This window comes from Cupriavidus gilardii (assembly GCF_008801915.1).
Taxonomy (GTDB): domain Bacteria; phylum Pseudomonadota; class Gammaproteobacteria; order Burkholderiales; family Burkholderiaceae; genus Cupriavidus; species Cupriavidus gilardii.
In genome coordinates this window covers 42398-58877 of the sequence record NZ_VZOV01000012.1, presented here as the reverse complement: position 1 = coordinate 58877, position 16480 = coordinate 42398, and the positions used below count along the sequence as shown (strand labels likewise).

The window sequence follows — 16480 nt, the reverse complement described above, 5'->3', positions numbered from 1 at the left end:
CCGAAGTCATGCGCTCGTCTGCGAAGCATTCACCAACAACCTCAATGGAGAACCTCGTGAGTCACCTCTTGAACCATCGACAGCTTTTGACGATCGCCTTATCAGTAGCCTTGGCTACCGCCGCCACGGGGCTTGGTGCGCAGTCCGCCGAGGCCGCAAAGCCGATGGCGCTTCGCAGCGTCATGGAGAAGCTTGGCCGTGACATGCAAGCCGTCACCGGCGCGATTTCCAAGGAGGAATGGACGTTGGTCGCCGAGTTGGCGCCAAAAATTGCCAAGCATGCCGAACCGCCCCTGGGCGAAAAGATGCGCATTCTTGGCTGGCTTGGCTCGGACGCCGGCAAGTTTCGGGGTTTCGATGGACAGGTCCATGACGCTGCGAGCTCCATGGGGGATGCCGCCAAACGCGGTGACGGCCAGGCCGTGATCGCGGCATTCTCCAAGACGCAACAAAGCTGCCTCGCTTGCCACCAAAGCTTCCGACAATCGTTCATGAAGCAATTTTATGAGAGTCGCTGACACGCATTTGTCCCAGACCGGTTTGTATGGGACATCACGATTGGGAGCGTCACGATGAGCAACTCACAGCCGAGCCTCATCCTGGTACTCAATTGCGGCTCCTCAAGCATCAAGTTCGCCTTGTTCGATGCACAGGCGCGCCCGTTGCCGCGCAAGCCGTTCTGGCACGGCAAGGTGCAAGGGATTACTGGGCTTGTGCCTGAATACAGCGACAGTGGCACTGCACAGCAGCGCATCCATCTGGATCACGAACACCCTCACACCGCCGCTCTGGCGTTGATTCAAGCGCGCATCGTGGCCCGACTCGATGGCCGCCGCATTGTGGCCATCGCGCATCGTGTCGTTCATGGCGGCAGCAGGTACTTCGAGCCAACCCTGGTGACCGCTGGCACCATCGCGGAGCTGCGGGCCTTGATTCCTTTGGCGCCGCTGCACCAACCCTTTCCTCTGAAGGCCATGAGTTTGCTGTTCGAGCAGTGGCCCGGAATTGTTCAGGTAGCGTGCTTCGATACAGCCTTTCACCGCACGGTGCCAAAGGTGGAGCAGATCCTGCCGCTGCCGTACTCGGCCTGGGAACGCGGTCTGCGCCGTTACGGCTTCCACGGCCTTTCGTACGACTACATGAGCCACGTTCTCCCCGAGCGCCACGGCGATCTGGCACGCGGCCGCACCCTCGTCGCGCATCTCGGCAGCGGGGCCAGCCTGTGCGCGATGCAGAACCTGCAAAGCGTCGCCACCACGATGGGCTTTTCCGCACTCGACGGCCTGATGATGGGCACCCGCACAGGTTCGCTCGATCCGGGTGCCTTGATCTACCTGATGGAGATCGAAAAACTCTCGCTGGAAGAAGTGGGCCGCACGCTTTACAACCAGTCCGGCCTGCTCGGTGTTTCCGGAATTTCGGCCGAACCGCGCGTCGTGGTGATGCACGAGGCTGATCCTGGCGAAGCCGGCGAACGAGCCCGCATCGCGTTAGCGCTCTACGTGCGCCGCATCGTGCGCGAGATTGGCGCGCTGGTCGCAGTCCTTGGCGGCCTGGATCTGTTCGTGTTCACTGCCGGCGTCGGTGAGCACAACGCCTTCGTGCGCGAGCGCGTCTGCCGCGACCTGGCCTTTCTCGACATCAAACTGGATACGGATGCCAACGCCATTGATGCCCCAGTCATCTCCACCACCGACAGCCGGGTACTGGTCGCGGTGGAGCCTACCAACGAGGAATGGGTCGCAGCACGCTATACGCAGGAATTGATGACCGCTGCGTGATGTCCCAGTCAGGCCGAGCGCGCTCAGCTCAACGGACTCTGTAGCCACATAGGGATTCGTCGGCACCAAAGAAGGAAAATCACATGACCACCGCTTCCACCCTCCGCCAGCGCTGGCTGACCGGCCACGGCCCCATCGTCCATCGCGACGAGACCGCCGCACGTGTCGAGGCGCTGGTGGCTCGCTTGATCGCTGACGGCCGCGTTGCAGACGAAGCAACGGCCTACACCCTGCTTGCCGCCGCCGACCGCCTGGGCTGCGTGGCCATGAACGTGGTCGCGCACATGACCTATGCGCGCCGCATCGATCTTTCCGGCGCGGTGCTGTCAGCCGAGGACTTCAAGCCAACGCCCGAAGGCCACACCGGCGGCTCACTGAACATGGTGCTGGCCTTCGTCGGCTACCTGCTCGCCAACGCGCTCACCGGTAGCACGCGCGGCTGGATCATGGGCCAAGGCCATTGCGTCGCCGCCATCGAAGCCGTCAATGCGCTGACCGGCGACGTCTCGCCCGCGCAGCGGGGTCGCTACGACCGCAGCGAGGAAGGCCTGTCGCGCCTGTGCGCCGATTTCTATTCCTACGCCATCGATGCGCAGGGCCTGCCGGCGGTACCGCTGGGCAGCCATGCCGGCCCCAACACCGCCGGGGCCGTTTCCGAAGGCGGTTATCTCGGCTTTGCCGAACTGCAATACATCCACATGCCGCTGCCTGGCGAATCGCTGGTCGCCTTTCTCAGCGATGGTGCCTTCGAGGAACAGCGCGGCCCGGACTGGGCGCCGCGCTGGTGGCGCGCGCAGGACAGCGGCTTCGCCGTGCCGGTGATGATCCTCAACGGCCGCCGCATCGAGCAGCGCACCCAGATCATGCAGGAGGGCGGTGCGCAATGGCTGGCCGAAGACGTGCGTCACAACGGCTTCGAGCCGGTGATCGTCGATGGCCGCGACCCGGCCGCAATCGCTTGGGCGATCATCGAATCCGAGGACGCACTGCGCGCCTTCGCCGCCGATCCGGATCGCCGCTATCCGGCGCCTCTGCCCTACGTGATCGCCGATACCGAGAAGGGCTTCGGCTTCCCCGGCGCAGGAAGCAACGTCGCGCACAACCTGCCGCTGGGCGGCAACCCTCACACCGATGCCGCCATGCGTGAGCTGTTCAACGAAAGCGCGGCTGCGCTGTTCGTTGCGCCGGCCGAACTCGACGCCGCGCTCGCCGCCTTCGCGACCCACGCCACCCAGCAACGTCCGCTGGAAAGCGCGCATCCGATGGCGCACCGCCATCCCGCCGCGCCCAAGCTGCCCGAACCGTGCTGGGAAACACCTGGCAGCAAAGGCAGTGCGATGACGGCGCTGGACCAGTGGTTCGTAGAATTCGCCAAGGCCAATCCTGAGATGCGCATGCGCATCGGCAACCCTGACGAATTGGCCAGCAACAAGATGGGCAGCACGCTGGCGCTGCTCAAGCACCGCGTCAACGAGCCCGAACCCGGCGTGCCCGAGGACCTGCACGGCGCCATCATCACCGCGCTCAACGAAGAAGCTGTGGCCGCCGCCGCACTCGGCAACAAGGGCGGGCTGAACCTGATCGTCAGCTACGAAGCGTTCGCCGTGAAGATGCTCGGCCTGATGCGGCAGGAAATAATCTTCGCCCGCCACCAGCGTCAGGTCGGCCGACCAGCCGGCTGGCGGTCGGTGCCGCTCATCGTCACCTCGCACACCTGGGAAAACGCCAAGAACGAACAGTCGCATCAAGACCCGACCATCGGCGAAGCCCTGCTGGGCGAGATGTCGGACACCTCGCGCGTACTGTTCCCGGTGGATGGCAACACCGCCGCCGCTGCGCTGCGCGACGTCTATGCCGGACGCGGCCAACTGGCCTGCCTGATCGTCTCCAAGCGCGACGTGGAAAACCGCTTCGACGCCGAATCGGCGCAACGCCTGATCCGTGACGGTGCCGCCCATCTGATCGGCGACCCTGCCAAGGCTGAGGTGCAGCTCATCGCGCTGGGCGCCTACCAGCTCGACGAGGCCATCAAGGCGCAGCAGCACCTTGCCGAGCTAGACAGGTGCGCCTGCGTCACCGTCATCCTGGAACCCGGCCGCCTGCGCATCCCGCGCGACGCCATGGAAGCCGAATTCGTCGATGACGACGCCACTGTCAACGCACTGTTCCCGCCGGGCCTGCCGCGCGTGATCCTCACTCACACCCGCCCCGAACCCATGCTCGGCATCCTGCGCCGCATCGACAGCGGCCCCGCCAGGACGCACGCCCTCGGCTACATCAGCCGCGGCGGTACCTTCGATGTTGCCGGCATGCTGTTCGCCAACCGCTGCACCTGGGCGCATGCGGTGGATGCCGCAGCGACCGTGGCCGGCTGGAATCGTGAAGCACTGCTCGACCATGCGCAGCGCGCAGCTCTTGATGGCACCGGCAAACCAGGTGATTTACTGAGCCCGTGAGTCAGGCGCGCGAGCCCTGTGCCGACCACGAAGTGTGCCGACAGCACTGCCTGACGATATGCCACGGAGACGTCGTGATGAACTTTCTCTTGAGGTGGTTTCAGCCGATCGACATCCCACGTCCCCGCACCACATCCCACGACACAACGCCGCCGCGCATAGTCGCCGCGATCTGCTGCCCCAGTCGCTGCTCTATCACCGGCTTCCACGGCACCAGGCTGAACCCCAGGCCGTCATCAAGCATGGCGTAGCGCCCACTGGCGAGCATCACGCTGCGCCGATAGATGCCGGCCACGCGCTGCGCATCGGCTACCGGGCGATGCTCCAGACCAGTTTCGACGGCAATGTCCTTGGCGGCCTGCGCCAGTTCCCGGTTGCGTAACGTGCCCAGCAGGTTGCGCGCCAAGATCACGCGCTGCCCGCGCCGCTCGGCCAAACCCTGTTCGGCCAGGAAATCGGCGCGCTGCTGCATCGCCTGCTTGGCTTCGCCGCCAAAGCCCAGATCGCCCAGGCCCGAACCACCACCGATCAACTGCTGGTCGAGCCAGGTGGCCCCGATCACGCGCGCCTGTCGCTCGATGGGCAGGTGCGATTTCAGCTCCACTGCCACGCCGCCCAGGCGCTGCGCGTCGTACTGGCGACCACGCTCGGGCAGGTCGTCCGGCACCTTCCATAGCCCTTCGGCCACGCGCTCCACGACGCCGGCGCGGCGCAGGGCTTCCAGCCGTCGAACGTGGGCGGCTACAACCTCTTGCGGATCGCGGCCAGGAACGGCCTGACCTTGCACCACGGCAAGGTGATGATCGGTGCGGTACAGGCCACCGCTTGCCAGCGCAGCGATGTTGCGGTCGGCCGCGCGCACGTCGGCCGATCCCTTCACCTCCACCACGGCGCCGGCCGGATAGTTCGCCAGTTCGTCGCGGGCGTTGAGCGCGACATAGTGGGCCTTGCCGTCCACCCCGTCGATGACCAGATAGCCCCGGTCGCGCAGCTCGTCGGCCAGGCCCTTGGCGGCCACGCGCCCGAGGATGGCTCGGCCATCGTCCCCAGGCTCGAACACCTCCAACTCGCGCGTCTCGCCGCGCATGGCCCGCTGCATGGTGCGGATGATGTCGCCGCGCTCGCCCAGGGCGCGCAGGGTCTTTTCCGCGTCGGCATGGACGGCCCAGGTGCCGGGCTGCATCTCGTCGGCCAGGCCCAGGCGCTGCAAGCGTTGCAGGCGGCCGATCAGCAGCAGGCGCTGGCGTTGCAGCCGGGGTTCGTTGAACCGTTCGATCTGCACCCGACCATCCTCGCCGGCCTCGCGCTGCAACGTGCGGTCGAGGCTAGTCCACCGCTCTTGCTCCACCTCGCGCTGCAAGGTCTGCTGGATCTCCAGTTCGGTGCGCGGCCCCAGCCATTCGGTTGCCAGTTCGGCGGCGCGATGGCGGAAGCCATCGGCGATGTAGTCGCCAGCGATGATGAGGTCTTTGCCGGTGTCGTCGCGTCCGCGCACGACGATGTGCGTATGCGGGTTGTCGGTGTTCCAGTGGTTGACGGCCACCCAATCGAGGCGCGTGCCTAGGTCGGCTTCCATCCGGCCCATGAGGTGCCGCGTATAGGTACGCAGGTCTTCCAGCTCGGCGCCATCCTCGGGCGAGAGGATGAAGCGGAAATGGTGCCGGTCGTCAGCGCAGCGTTCCCTGAAGGCGTCGAGGTCGGCGGCATCGGTCTGCGGCCCGTAGGCTTGGCCCGGCTCGCCATCGCGGCCCACGCCGTCGCGCTCGATGTAGCGCAGGTGCTTGGCGAGCGACTGCGGACTGGCCCGCTGCTGGTTGACCAGCAGCGTCTTGATGGTCACGCGCCGCGACATGGGCGTGAGCTTCGCGCCCGCGAAGCGCGCCGCCGTGTGGCCGCGCCCCAGGCGCGAGCCGGGCCGCTGGCCGGTGCCGGCGCCCTTGCCACTGCCACCAGGACGGCGCACCGTGGACTTGCCGCCGCTGGCCTTGCCCGCCTGCTTGAGCACCTCGGAGACGAAGCCCTGGCCCCGGTTCTTCGGTGCACTGGGGCGGACGCGGAAATCATCGTCGCGGCGTTTGGTCATGGCTGCGCTCCCTGCAAGCTATGGCGTGTCCGGGCGTGCGAAGCACGCGGACATGCTTGCATCGGCGCGGGCCTCGCGCCCCAAGCGGCACGGCGGCGAAACCGCTCCGTGCCGCGCCACCCCCACGTGCAGACTGGCTTTGCGGGCCGACAGGTGCCGCCCCCTTTTGTCTTGCCTTCCGCCTTTGCCCTTCGCTGTCGTTCCGGGTGTCGGCGGCCCGGCGGCGCTGTGCTGCTTGCAGCCAGCCCGTCGGCGAACGCGCCAATGGCCGCAGGCCGGGCGTGTTCAAGGCAAGACGCCTGCACGTTGGACGGCTGCGCCGGATGTTGCGCGAAGCGCGGCGCGGATGCGCTCGCGCTGCACGCGCGACGACACGGCGGCAGCAACCGGGACGACATGCCTGATGGCACGATGAGAGGCACGGCAACGTGCAGCAAATCGGCGGCCATCATGGGCGTGTCTCCAGCCAAACCGGATGCGCGACGCCGATCACGGCGGATGCGCTGACCGGCCCGAAATAGCGGCTGTCGAACGACGCCGGATTGGTGACACTCAACAGGAACAGTTCGCCCTCGGCCAGTGGCCGGCAATGCGGCCAGGATGGCAGCGGTCGGCCCAGCCGATCGGCAGGCAGCGCGGCGGCCGCAGGCACGCCGTCGATGCGTACCTGACCGGCGACGATGCAGACGTGTTGCGGCGCGACCGCGCCCACACGTTTGAGCAGCGGGATGTGCGATGGCAGGTAGCCGCGCTGCGCGGCGAGCGCGGCAGCGTCGGCAGGCAATCTGGTCAGGACGATGCTGCCCACGGACAAGGAACGTGGCAGCAAGGCGGCCCGATGGTCAAGCGGCTGCACGCGATACCAGCCGACCGGCACGCTGTCGGACGGGTTGTAGATCAGGCGCGGCAGCGGCTGCACGAACGCCGCCCAGGCCAGCGCAGCAAGGCCGACGGCGGCGAAGCCCGCCAGCACGATGCGAGCGCGCCAACGTGCGCGGGGCGAGCGAGGACGCGATGCGGTGCCGTCAGTGGAAACGGCGGTCATGGCAGTTCTTTCCCGATCAGCCATGCGGCGTGCCGCTCGGCGGTGTATTCGGGCAGCGGCAGGCGCGCAGCGAGTCGGTTGGCAAGCGTGCGCCAGTACGCGGGCGAGACGGCGACGGGCGCGATGCCCAGCGCCTCGATGGCGTCGATGCGTGCCAACACGCCGCGCACATGGTTTTCGCCCTCGGCGTGCAGCAGCAGGCGCGCGCCCGGCTGCACGCCAGGGATGCGCTGCGCCGCATCCAGCGGCGTGCAAGCCTGCATGACCATGAGCTGCCAGCGCACGGTGCCGTAGTCGTTGGCCTGCCAGCGGATACGGCACAACATGGCGCCCGGCAGGAACACCGCGCAGCGCCGCCAGCGGTCGAGCTGGTGCGTGCGCGCGGGTTCACCGAAGCGCAGGTAGATCTTGAAGCGCAGTTCGATGTAGGCCAGTGCCACGCGCGTCAGCGGCGCGCTGGCAGGCCGGCCGGAAGGTGCTGCGAGCGCAGCCGTGGCCGCGCCAGCGGCAGGCGAAGCGGATGCGGTCATGGGGTGTTCTCCCTGCGGTGTTCTGGAAACTCCCGCTCCAGCAGGCCGCGCAGCAGGTCGGCCACGGTCACGCCTTGCGTGAAAGCCGAAACCTTGATGTGCGCCCGCATCGCGGGCGTGATGTCGAGGGTCAGGCGGGCCGTGTAGAGGTCGCCTTTGTTCAGCGCATCGGCGTCGCCTTGGCGAATCCACGCCTCGGCCTGTGGATTCGCGGGCGGACGCGCGCCAATACCGACGCGCTTGGTGCGTGGTGCTGGCTTCGCTGTCATGCCGGCCACCGCAGCAGTTCGTCCACCAGCGCGGTGATTTCGCGCGCGGCAGCGCTATCCGGCGCCGTCTCGCGGGCGAGCCGGCCGGCGGCCACGCTGTCGGCGAATACGATGCGCTGACGAACCTCGGCGCGCAGCGCAGGCAGCGGCTGCTCGGCGAGCGCGCCGCGTGCCTCGCGTCCGATCACGGTGGTGCTGACGCGCCGATTGATGACGAAGGCTGCGGCGAGCAGCGGCCGAAACACCTGCGCCTCGCGGATCAGTGCCACCATCTCGGCGCTAGCCCACAGGTCGTAGGGGCTGGGCTGCACGGGAATCAGCACGCGCTCTGCCGCCAGCAGTGCGGAGCGCGCCAGCGCCGCGATGCGCGGCGGGCCGTCGATGACGACGTGATCGGCCCGCCTGGCGAGTTCTGGTGCTTCCTGATGCAGCGTTTCGCGTGCCAGTCCCACGGCGCTGAACAGCCGTGGCAAGCCTTGCTGGCTTCTGCGCTGCGTCCAGTCCAGCGATGAGCCTTGCGGGTCAGCATCCAGCAGAACGACGTGCTGGCCGCGCATCGCCAGCTCGCCAGCGATGTGGGTGGCGAGCGTGGTCTTGCCGACGCCGCCTTTCTGGTTGAGCAGAGCGACAATCATGGCGCGGCCCTCCGTGTTGGAAAGCCGGGCTTTTGCTGCTGCGCTTGTGGCCGCGTGGTGGTTATCCACCGCAGCGGCGTTTCCCTACTAAAAGTTAGAGAAATTAAGTTAGGGAAGTTAGAGGGCGCGCAAACCCAATGCTGGCGCGGGTTTTCGGCCGATCGGCACGCCTGATAGCACGATAGTCCCACGCCTGATAGCACGATACCCGGCACGCCTGATAGCACGACACCATTCACAGGCTCTCCCGGAGTTATCCCCGTGCCGTCTGCGGCACGGGCCGGAAGGTCAGCAATTCCGTTCCGTCGTCCGGCATCCGCTCGATTCCCAACACGTAGCCGGGCAGCGACTGCCGCGCGACGAGCGCGCGCAGGTCGCAGGCGAAGTCGTAAGGCTTCGCGGTGCTGCCCGATTTCTGGTGCAGATAGCGAAAGTCGAACTGCCAGCCGTATGCCTGCTTGCCGCCGTGCTTGCGCACCAGCCGGTATAGCCACCGCTCGATGCCGCCGGTCAGCCGAAAGTACAGAGGGTCGATCGTCAGCACCAGGGCGGCGTCGAGCACGCCGGCATAGAACCAGTCCGGCAGGATCAGCTCGATACCCAACGGCGTGCCGCTTTGATCGGCCAGCTCCTTCCATTCGTTGATCCACGAGAAGCGGTGTAGGCGTCGCCCGGTCGTCTCGCGGATGGACGTGGCCACGGTGGTCGATTGCAGGCGATCCAGCGCGGCCTTCAGGCGCTGGTAGTCGCGCAGCGACTTGCCGCGCCCGATGAAGCGCAGGATCTCGTAGGGCGTAGCGCGCATCAGCCGCGACGGGCGCAAGCCTGCGTCCTTCGCCTCCACGATCTGCGAGGCCGCCCATATCAGCACGTCCGCATCCCAAATCGTGGCGATGCCGTGCTCCTGCGTGCCTTCCACGCGGATCGTCACGTTGCCCGCACGGAAGTCGATGGGCTTGACCCGCTTGGACTTGCCGAGCGAGAAGAACGGATAGGCCATCAAATCCTGGCTGTCGCGCGGCGCCATGTCGCCGGGCAAGGCGCGGAACAGGTCGAGCTGTTCGCGCTCCTGCATCGGCCGCTGCCGGGACGGCAACGCGGTGCTGGACATGGCGATGGCCTGCCGCGCGCCGCCGATCAGCGCGCACGGCTGTCGGCCGAGTGGTGCTCGGCGTATTCGGGATCGGAAGTCGTCTCGAAGCTGCGGTCGGCGGCCCAGGCATCGAGGTCGGCCACGGCGTACATGACGCGCCGGCCGAACTTGCGAAAGCGAGGGCCGCCGCCGATCACGCGCTGCTTTTCCAGCGTGCGCGGCGACAGCCGCAGGTACTCGGCGGCTTCGTCGTTGGTGAGATAGCGTTGGGGCTGCGCAGCAGCGGTTGAGGCAGCGGCTGCAGGCCGCAAGGGAGCGGGACGCATGGTGTGAACCTCCATCGGTTGAAAGCGCCCGGCCACACAGCGCGACCGGATGGAGGCAGTCTCAAGAAGCGAGGGGTTTTCGATCAGGGCCGTTTTGCGTCCACATCAAAACGACCCTTCTCAAGCAGCGGAAGCTGTGCTAGGCGGCGATAGCCGCCGCGCATCAGCGCATCGCCGCGCCGCACCAGGCGGCGCACCTTCGAGCGCAGGCCGCCGTCGCTGTACCAGTCGGCCACAGCGTCGGCACCGAACAGTCCTTCGCCCACATCGCGCAAGGACGCGCCCGCCAGGGTCGCGTCGAGCGCCTGCAAGGTGTGCAGCTCCAACAGCGCGGAGGGTGTTGGCCTGGGCGTGGTGGCAGCGAAGGTCGCGCCGGGCGCATGACTGCGCACAGGCGCGGCAGTGCCGCCCCGCCGGGCATAGGCCACGGCCATGCCGTCTTCGAGGCCGGGCGCCAGCGCGAAGCGCAGGCAATGGCCGGGGCTGCGCGCGGTCAGCGCCAGACCTTTGCCGTCGTGGAGCAATTGCTTGTGGCCGGGGATGCGCCAGAACGCGAAGGCGGTGGCATCCTGCGGCGGATCAGCGTCGGGGTAGAGCTGCACCACGGCAGCATGACCAGGCAGCCAAGCTGGATGTGCGTCACGCGCATCCAGCATTGGATCTTCCAGCAGCCGCAAACCCCAGCGATGCGCGTCTCCAGGCCGGCGATGACGGCGCAGCCAGTCGAGCCGGTAGTCGGGATGCCTGCGCAGGTATTCCCAAGCGAGCGCGAGCGCATCCAGCCAAAAGACATACAGGTATGCGGCAGTGGGATACCAATGCGCGAGGTGGTGAGGATTGACCATGACGCCTCCTCCTGCGAACAGGACTCGCCGCCACGGAAGAACTACGCGCTACATTGCCCTCGTCGGAACGTCATGGGTTAAAAAGGCGGATGGGGCTGTCAAGACCGATTGGCTCCGATGTGTTGCGGTATTCGTCTCAATGCTGCGGCGGCAGCGCCCCGACCGGGGATGCTGCACAAGCCAGCCTGCCGCAGCCCGCGCCACGCATCATGGCTATTTGGATCAGACTGGTGCGGCTACGCCGCAAGAATCCCGATTGAGACTTACCCGGTATGACACCAGACTGAAAAAGTCACAGTAGGCCGCATTCAGTCCGGGATCGCTCCGTCGCGCTCGGCCAGCCGGGTGTACTCCGACAGCGTGCGCGTGGGGCGGAAATGGAGGTCGCGCATCACGGGCTGCTGGCGCGGCCCGACGATGCTGGCCAGATCGGACAGCTTGACGGTGCCCTGCGTCGGCATGCCGATCCCCAGGTCGATGAGGCCCCAGGCGGTGTCACCATCGGCGGGATCGAGTGCGGCCAGCAGCCAGGTCACATGCGCGTCCGGCGTGAACAGCCGCACCACGGGCACCAGGTCGATGGCCTGGCCAGCGGCGCGGACCTCGCCGTTGGCGAGCAGTTGCGCGCGTTCCGGGGCGGTGGTGAGCGGCTGCGGCATGGTCGGCAATCCCACAAATCCAATGGTGCACGAACGCGGTTCCACGTCGAAGCGCAGAACCGCGAAACCGGATTTGCGCCTTCGTGCGCAAGCACGGATGCGGTTCCGTGGCTCTACAGGAACCCGCCGATACGGATTTCCGTAAAAGCACAGGCATTGAATGAACACTATAGATTGTAGCTCTATAGGATGCAATGGGGTGTCATCTTGGTATTTGTGGGGAACCCAAGGTGGCAACAACTTACTCGCTGGCGAAGGCATTGAAGACGGTCAGGAAGGCGCGCGGCTTGAGCCAGGAAGCGTTCTCTGACGTGTCTAGCCGCACCTACATGAGTACCCTGGAGCGCGACCTGAAAAGCCCGACCTTGCACAAGCTGGCCGAACTGTGCGAAGTGATGAAGATCCACCCGCTCACGTTGCTGACCTTGGCGTACGCCGGCGACAGCGAACAGAAAGCCGATCACCTTTTAATGTTAGTTCGACAGGAACTCAAAGAATTGGCTGTGGATGATTCCGGCCAAAGATAGGTTTCTTCAAGGGACTTAAAAACAAACTCCGCACACCATGCCTAAGACTCAACTAAAAAAGCTAACAATCGAGAAATTCCGCGCATTGAACGATGTGGCGGTTGAGTTCGGCGATTACATCACTGTTGTTTGCGGGAAAAATGGCACATCAAAGTCCTCGATACTGGGCATAGCTGCGCAAATTTTTAGCTTTGAAAAAGATTACGTCAAGGATGAGTCCCTTGCATTCCGGCAGATTGCAGGAGGGATGTTCAAGTCTCAATACAGTGACCATTTCAGGATATCCGAAAAGTTTGATGTCCCCGGCTCCATGTCCGTGAACATTGATTTGCTTGATGGATATACAAATCAGGCTGCGACCGCCAAACTTGAGCTGATGAAAAGAGGGAAGTCACCCAGGCCTGTGGTTAGGAATAATAGTACAGCGGCCGGAAGCAGCAACACGAGCAGGAATTTTACTCATCCGGTGATTTTTCTTAGCTTGAAGCGTCTTTACCCTATCGCGGCCAGAGACTACAAGCTAGGCGACTTTGATTATCTAGAGCAACACAAGAAAGATTTCATTGCGCTAACGAACGAACTTCTCAATCGCAACGCATCGCTTGCAACAGGGACTGATGGAACAATCAGTTCTGCGGTGGCGCACGGGGAGAACTACGACCAAGACTCTGTTTCGGCGGGTGAGGACAATGCAGGCCAGATCATATTGGCCTTGATGTCTTTCAGAAAGCTGAAGGAAGATTATGCTGACTATAAAGGCGGTTTGCTTTTAATCGACGAGGCTGATGCTGGGCTATTTCCGACTGCACAAGTAAATCTACTGAAGATGCTTGATCGCGAGTGCAAGAACTTGGATCTTCAAGTTGTCATGACTTCGCATTCGCCAGTTCTGATTGAGTATGCATATGAGCAAAGTCGCCAGTTCAGAAGAAAGTACAAGACCATTTATTTGAGCAACACCTATGGCAATGTCCAGGTGATGCAAGACTGGTCATGGGCGCAGATTAGTGCAGACATCAACACAAAGACCATCGATACATCGTCTGGAGTTTCACTGCCTCGCATCAATATCTATTTCGAAGATAAAGAGGCTGAAGACTTTTTTGCAACTTTGCTGTACAGGCAGCCAATAAAGAAGTTCACAAACCCGATGTCGGAAGTGTCACTCGGATGCTCCAACTATCTTCAGTTGATCCAGAAGAAAATCCCTGAGTTCTCGGAAAGAAGCATCGTCTGTCTGGATGCAGATCAAGGCTCTCAAGTTACAGGGAAGAGCTATAAGACAGTGACTCTCTTGCCCGGGCATCTCCCGCCTGACCAACTTGTATTCGAGCACTTGTACAATCTCCCTGCCGCCCATCCATTTTGGAAAAATGACTTGCAGTTCACAAGAGATGTTTTCACCAATGCAGCTCGCGAGGTTTTGAACGAGTTTTCAATCAACGGGGATTCTGTTGAGGTGAAGGAGCGGGTGGCTGCATACACTGGAACCAAGAAGCCGAGAGAGGTTTTTAAGCGTTTTTATAAGAGTGTCGAATTTCAGAAATTGCTCACCTCTGGAGCCAAGCCCTACAATCCTTGGAAGCATTGGGCAGATAACAATCCAGTGCTTATTAACGAATTCTTGGAAAATTTCAAGACGGCTGTTCACGGTGTGATGAGCATAGGGTATGCTGTGGACGTCACCAAGTTGGCCGCCTTGGAAGTTAAGCCAAGAAAGGTATAACGATGTTCTCAAACAGACTGTATAGCCCTCTGCGCTACCCTGGCGGGAAGGCGCCATTTGCTCCATTCATTGCAAAAATAATGGAAACGAATGGTGTCACGGGAGGGCATTACTTGGAGCCATACGCTGGCGGGGCAGGCGTTGCACTTGATCTACTCTTTCATGGGCACGCAAGTCATATCCATATCAACGATGCTGATCCTGCCGTATACGCTTTTTGGGTTGCTGTAACAAAGCATTCAACTGAGCTTCTTGATTTACTCGAATCCACCCCTATTACCATTGAAGAATGGTTTAGATGGCGAACCATTTTGCGCGAAGATTGCGTTGCCAGCCTAGTCGAGAAAGGATTTGCGACTTTATTCATGAATCGGACGAATCGATCTGGAATTCTCAAGGCAGGCGTCATTGGCGGAAAGAGTCAGAACGGGAACTACAAGCTGGATGCTAGATTTAAGAAGGACGTTGTTGCTTCACGCATTCGTGAAATCGCCCGGCGACAGAGTGACATATCGGTGTATCGTGAAGATTCATTGCGCCTTCTGAATCGCTGCTCGGATTTTCTGCCAAAACAATCTCTGATATACCTCGACCCCCCATACTACGTTAAGGGAAAGGGGTTGTATCGAAATTACTACGAGCATGATGACCACGCGGCCATTGCCAAAGTCATTCAACAGAAGAAGTTCAAATGGCCTTGGGTTGTGTCTTATGACAACGCGGAAGAAATTTGTGCCATGTATCGCATGAGCCAATCGTTGAGCTATGGTCTGAACTACACCGCACAAAGACGATATGTTGGTAATGAGGTAATGTTCTTCAGTCAGAACTTGACAGTGCCTGATGAAGCCATTCCTCAAACTAGGGCCGTGAGCTAAAAACGCCCCGCCGCAATGGGTGGGGCGCTGCGGCGGTCACGCCGCCTGGGGCTTGCTGCGCGACCAGATCAGGTCGTGCGTGCCGTCCTCGCCTTCGATCAGGCGGGCATAGACCGTTGCCGGGAACGAAGGATCGTCGAGGGTCACGGACAGGTACTCCCGGCCGGCCTCGCTGGTCTTCTTCCACGCCGCGCCGATGTCGTGGCTGGCGGCCTGAACGCGGAAGTCCGGGGCTTTCTCGCTGTCCCCCTTGTCGTTGGGAACCAGCTTGACCTTGACGTTGAGCGTCAGGGTGCGCAGCGTGCCGGTGAAGCCGTCTTTGTCTGCGGTGAAGGTGCCGATGTTGGCCATGATGTTTTCTCCTTTCGGTTGAACAAGGTTCGCGCCCATCGCGTCCTTGTTGTGATCCGGCCGGCGGGGGACGGGCGGGCTGCACCGCTTGCGGTCGAAACGCAGTGGAGAACCGGAAGGCGAAAAGAATTTGGCCCGCGAGGAATGCGCGCAGCGCAGGGAAAATTGTTTTCGCCGCACGGTTGCAGCCATGAAGCCCGAGGCACAGCCGTGCCACCGCCAGGATTCACAACGAGACAAGGACGCCTTGGGCCGAACCGCTCCGAAAGGAGATGGGGCCGGCTCGGCATCCCCGTATGAAGGTTTCTCCGGCTCGCCCGCTGACGCGGGCCAGGTCAACCACCCGACGACAGGCGAGAACGCCTCCGCCACACCTTGCGGTGCCGGTCTTGAGGCGTGGCGTGGAAGCTCCATAGCGATGCCGGGCGGGTTGTCCGTGAACCGTCCTTCGTGACGTGATGGGCGAGAACCGCCAGCGTTGAGGACGGCACGCATCTGCACAACCTGCCGCAGCAGGCTCCAGCGTGTTCGCCATCGCCCCGTCCATTGCGGCGGGGCGCTGGCCGGGCCGATCCGGCGCAGCCGGTTCGGCAGTGCCGAGGGGCGCCAAGCTGCGCGCGGCGGGGATAGCCCGCAGGGTTTTCCCCTGGAGGCAAGCGAAGCGCGCAGCGCCGCAGGCGCGAAGGCGTGAGGGATTGAAGCCGAATGGCCGTGACAGCGAAGTCGGCACGGGGTGCAGCCCGAAAGCCCGGCGGCGCCGTGCGCCGACACGCCCTACCATGACGAGTACGAACAGCGAAGTCCATACCCAAGGAAGCACCGATGAAAGAAAAGCGCATCCATGAGTTCTTCAAGCGATACCAGGACTTCTTCCGCCAAGGATTGAAGAACGAAGCGGACATGGAGCAAGTCGCCTCGTCCTACGCCACTGCCTTCATCGCGGCCTCACCGGCCGGGGTCATGACGGGCCAGAACGACGGGCAACTGAAACAGGTCATGCGCCAAGGATTCGAGCGTTACCGCCAGCTCGGCACGAAGGACATGACGCTGCGCGGCGTTCGCATCAACCCCATCGACGAACATCACTGCGTCGCGCACGTCGCCTGGACGGCGACCTATGACCGGGGCGAGGCCCCGGGCGTGTCCATCGACTTCGACGTCCACTACCTCGTGTTGCAGCTTGACGACGAACCCAAGATATTCGGCTGGGTGTCAGGTGATGAACAGGCGCTGCTGAGGCAGCACGGCATCGTCTGATGCCGCCGCCGGGAAGGCG

17 protein-coding genes are annotated in these 16480 nt (G+C 63.3%); 7 read left to right on the top strand and 10 right to left on the bottom strand.

Annotation, left to right across the window (positions count from 1 at the left end; genetic code table 11):
* Positions 1–56 precede the first annotated feature (56 nt).
* The 3 genes from F7Q96_RS15535 (at position 57) to F7Q96_RS15525 (ending at position 4237) form a co-directional block, all read left to right on the top strand.
* A complete protein-coding gene (locus tag F7Q96_RS15535; RefSeq protein WP_235499705.1) occupies positions 57–518 on the top strand; it encodes a cytochrome c in 462 nt (153 codons plus the stop codon).
* 54 nt (positions 519–572) lie between these two features.
* Positions 573–1781: an acetate/propionate family kinase gene (locus F7Q96_RS15530; RefSeq protein ID WP_054666204.1), complete on the top strand. Its 1209-nt coding sequence runs from the start codon at positions 573–575 to the stop codon at positions 1779–1781.
* Between the two features lie 83 nt (positions 1782–1864).
* Positions 1865–4237, top strand: coding sequence for a phosphoketolase family protein (locus tag F7Q96_RS15525; protein ID WP_054666205.1), 2373 nt, complete (start codon positions 1865–1867; stop codon positions 4235–4237).
* A gap of 100 nt (positions 4238–4337) precedes the next feature.
* Here F7Q96_RS15525 and F7Q96_RS15520 read toward each other — a convergent pair whose 3' ends face one another.
* The 9 genes from F7Q96_RS15520 to F7Q96_RS15470 all read right to left on the bottom strand — a co-directional run bounded on the left by F7Q96_RS15520 (position 4338) and on the right by F7Q96_RS15470 (position 11722).
* Positions 4338–6320, bottom strand: a complete 1983-nt coding sequence (locus F7Q96_RS15520; RefSeq protein WP_054666206.1) for a relaxase/mobilization nuclease domain-containing protein — start codon at positions 6318–6320, stop codon at positions 4338–4340.
* Between the two features lie 448 nt (positions 6321–6768).
* Positions 6769–7365, bottom strand: coding sequence for a S26 family signal peptidase (locus tag F7Q96_RS15510; RefSeq protein WP_054666207.1), 597 nt, complete (start codon positions 7363–7365; stop codon positions 6769–6771).
* Positions 7362–7895: a DUF2840 domain-containing protein gene (locus F7Q96_RS15505; protein ID WP_054666208.1), complete on the bottom strand. Its 534-nt coding sequence runs from the start codon at positions 7893–7895 to the stop codon at positions 7362–7364. The genes F7Q96_RS15510 and F7Q96_RS15505 overlap by 4 nt, the downstream gene beginning before the upstream one ends.
* Positions 7892–8164 (bottom strand): hypothetical protein, encoded by a 273-nt coding sequence (locus F7Q96_RS15500; protein WP_054668693.1) that lies wholly within the window; start codon positions 8162–8164, stop codon positions 7892–7894. The genes F7Q96_RS15505 and F7Q96_RS15500 overlap by 4 nt, the downstream gene beginning before the upstream one ends.
* Positions 8161–8799 carry a ParA family partition ATPase gene (parA, locus tag F7Q96_RS15495; protein ID WP_054666209.1) on the bottom strand — a complete coding sequence of 213 codons (639 nt, stop codon included), beginning with the start codon at positions 8797–8799 and terminating at the stop codon, positions 8161–8163. Before parA ends, F7Q96_RS15500 begins: the two co-directional genes overlap by 4 nt.
* 253 nt (positions 8800–9052) lie before the next feature.
* On the bottom strand, positions 9053–9910 hold the full coding sequence (locus tag F7Q96_RS15485; RefSeq protein WP_054666210.1) for a replication initiator protein A: 858 nt from the start codon (positions 9908–9910) through the stop codon (positions 9053–9055).
* A 26-nt stretch (positions 9911–9936) separates the two neighbouring features.
* The gene (locus tag F7Q96_RS15480) at positions 9937–10218 is read right to left on the bottom strand and encodes a helix-turn-helix transcriptional regulator (RefSeq protein ID WP_054668694.1); all 282 of its coding nucleotides are present in this window, start codon (positions 10216–10218) and stop codon (positions 9937–9939) included.
* A gap of 83 nt (positions 10219–10301) precedes the next feature.
* Positions 10302–11063 carry a DUF2285 domain-containing protein gene (locus F7Q96_RS15475; RefSeq protein WP_054666211.1) on the bottom strand — a complete coding sequence of 254 codons (762 nt, stop codon included), beginning with the start codon at positions 11061–11063 and terminating at the stop codon, positions 10302–10304.
* A 308-nt stretch (positions 11064–11371) separates the two neighbouring features.
* Complete coding sequence (locus tag F7Q96_RS15470; protein ID WP_054666214.1) at positions 11372–11722, bottom strand: DUF2958 domain-containing protein; 351 nt, start codon at positions 11720–11722, stop codon at positions 11372–11374.
* 230 nt (positions 11723–11952) lie between these two features.
* Here F7Q96_RS15470 and F7Q96_RS15465 point away from each other — a divergent pair, with 230 nt between their 5' ends.
* From F7Q96_RS15465 to F7Q96_RS15455, 3 genes are read left to right on the top strand one after another with little or no spacing between them, the layout of a single operon-like run.
* Entirely contained in the window at positions 11953–12249 is a 297-nt protein-coding gene (locus F7Q96_RS15465) for a helix-turn-helix domain-containing protein (RefSeq protein ID WP_054668695.1), read from the top strand.
* 37 nt (positions 12250–12286) lie between these two features.
* Positions 12287–13975, top strand: coding sequence for an AAA family ATPase (locus tag F7Q96_RS15460; protein WP_082394029.1), 1689 nt, complete (start codon positions 12287–12289; stop codon positions 13973–13975).
* A 2-nt stretch (positions 13976–13977) separates the two neighbouring features.
* Positions 13978–14853, top strand: coding sequence for a DNA adenine methylase (locus F7Q96_RS15455; RefSeq protein WP_075806994.1), 876 nt, complete (start codon positions 13978–13980; stop codon positions 14851–14853).
* A gap of 36 nt (positions 14854–14889) precedes the next feature.
* Here the strand turns inward: F7Q96_RS15455 and F7Q96_RS15450 are convergent, their stop codons facing one another.
* Positions 14890–15204, bottom strand: coding sequence for a DUF736 domain-containing protein (locus F7Q96_RS15450; protein WP_054666217.1), 315 nt, complete (start codon positions 15202–15204; stop codon positions 14890–14892).
* Between the two features lie 822 nt (positions 15205–16026).
* On the opposite strand from F7Q96_RS15450, the gene F7Q96_RS15435 reads away from it, so the two are divergent.
* On the top strand, positions 16027–16461 hold the full coding sequence (locus tag F7Q96_RS15435) for a hypothetical protein (RefSeq protein ID WP_054666219.1): 435 nt from the start codon (positions 16027–16029) through the stop codon (positions 16459–16461).
* The last annotated feature ends 19 nt before the right edge of the window (positions 16462–16480 follow it).

Coding starts and splice junctions, on each gene's coding strand:
- F7Q96_RS15530 (WP_054666204.1), top strand. CDS start 573: ATGAGCAACTCACAGCCGAGCCTCATCCTGGTACTCAATTGCGGCTCC.
- F7Q96_RS15450 (WP_054666217.1), bottom strand. CDS start 15,204: ATGGCCAACATCGGCACCTTCACCGCAGACAAAGACGGCTTCACCGGC.
- F7Q96_RS15435 (WP_054666219.1), top strand. CDS start 16,027: ATGAAAGAAAAGCGCATCCATGAGTTCTTCAAGCGATACCAGGACTTC.
- F7Q96_RS15455 (WP_075806994.1), top strand. CDS start 13,978: ATGTTCTCAAACAGACTGTATAGCCCTCTGCGCTACCCTGGCGGGAAG.
- F7Q96_RS15510 (WP_054666207.1), bottom strand. CDS start 7,365: ATGACCGCCGTTTCCACTGACGGCACCGCATCGCGTCCTCGCTCGCCC.
- F7Q96_RS15480 (WP_054668694.1), bottom strand. CDS start 10,218: ATGCGTCCCGCTCCCTTGCGGCCTGCAGCCGCTGCCTCAACCGCTGCT.
- F7Q96_RS15500 (WP_054668693.1), bottom strand. CDS start 8,164: ATGACAGCGAAGCCAGCACCACGCACCAAGCGCGTCGGTATTGGCGCG.
- F7Q96_RS15485 (WP_054666210.1), bottom strand. CDS start 9,910: ATGTCCAGCACCGCGTTGCCGTCCCGGCAGCGGCCGATGCAGGAGCGC.
- F7Q96_RS15505 (WP_054666208.1), bottom strand. CDS start 7,895: ATGACCGCATCCGCTTCGCCTGCCGCTGGCGCGGCCACGGCTGCGCTC.
- parA (WP_054666209.1), bottom strand. CDS start 8,799: ATGATTGTCGCTCTGCTCAACCAGAAAGGCGGCGTCGGCAAGACCACG.
- F7Q96_RS15470 (WP_054666214.1), bottom strand. CDS start 11,722: ATGCCGCAGCCGCTCACCACCGCCCCGGAACGCGCGCAACTGCTCGCC.
- F7Q96_RS15460 (WP_082394029.1), top strand. CDS start 12,287: ATGCCTAAGACTCAACTAAAAAAGCTAACAATCGAGAAATTCCGCGCA.
- F7Q96_RS15520 (WP_054666206.1), bottom strand. CDS start 6,320: ATGACCAAACGCCGCGACGATGATTTCCGCGTCCGCCCCAGTGCACCG.
- F7Q96_RS15475 (WP_054666211.1), bottom strand. CDS start 11,063: ATGGTCAATCCTCACCACCTCGCGCATTGGTATCCCACTGCCGCATAC.
- F7Q96_RS15525 (WP_054666205.1), top strand. CDS start 1,865: ATGACCACCGCTTCCACCCTCCGCCAGCGCTGGCTGACCGGCCACGGC.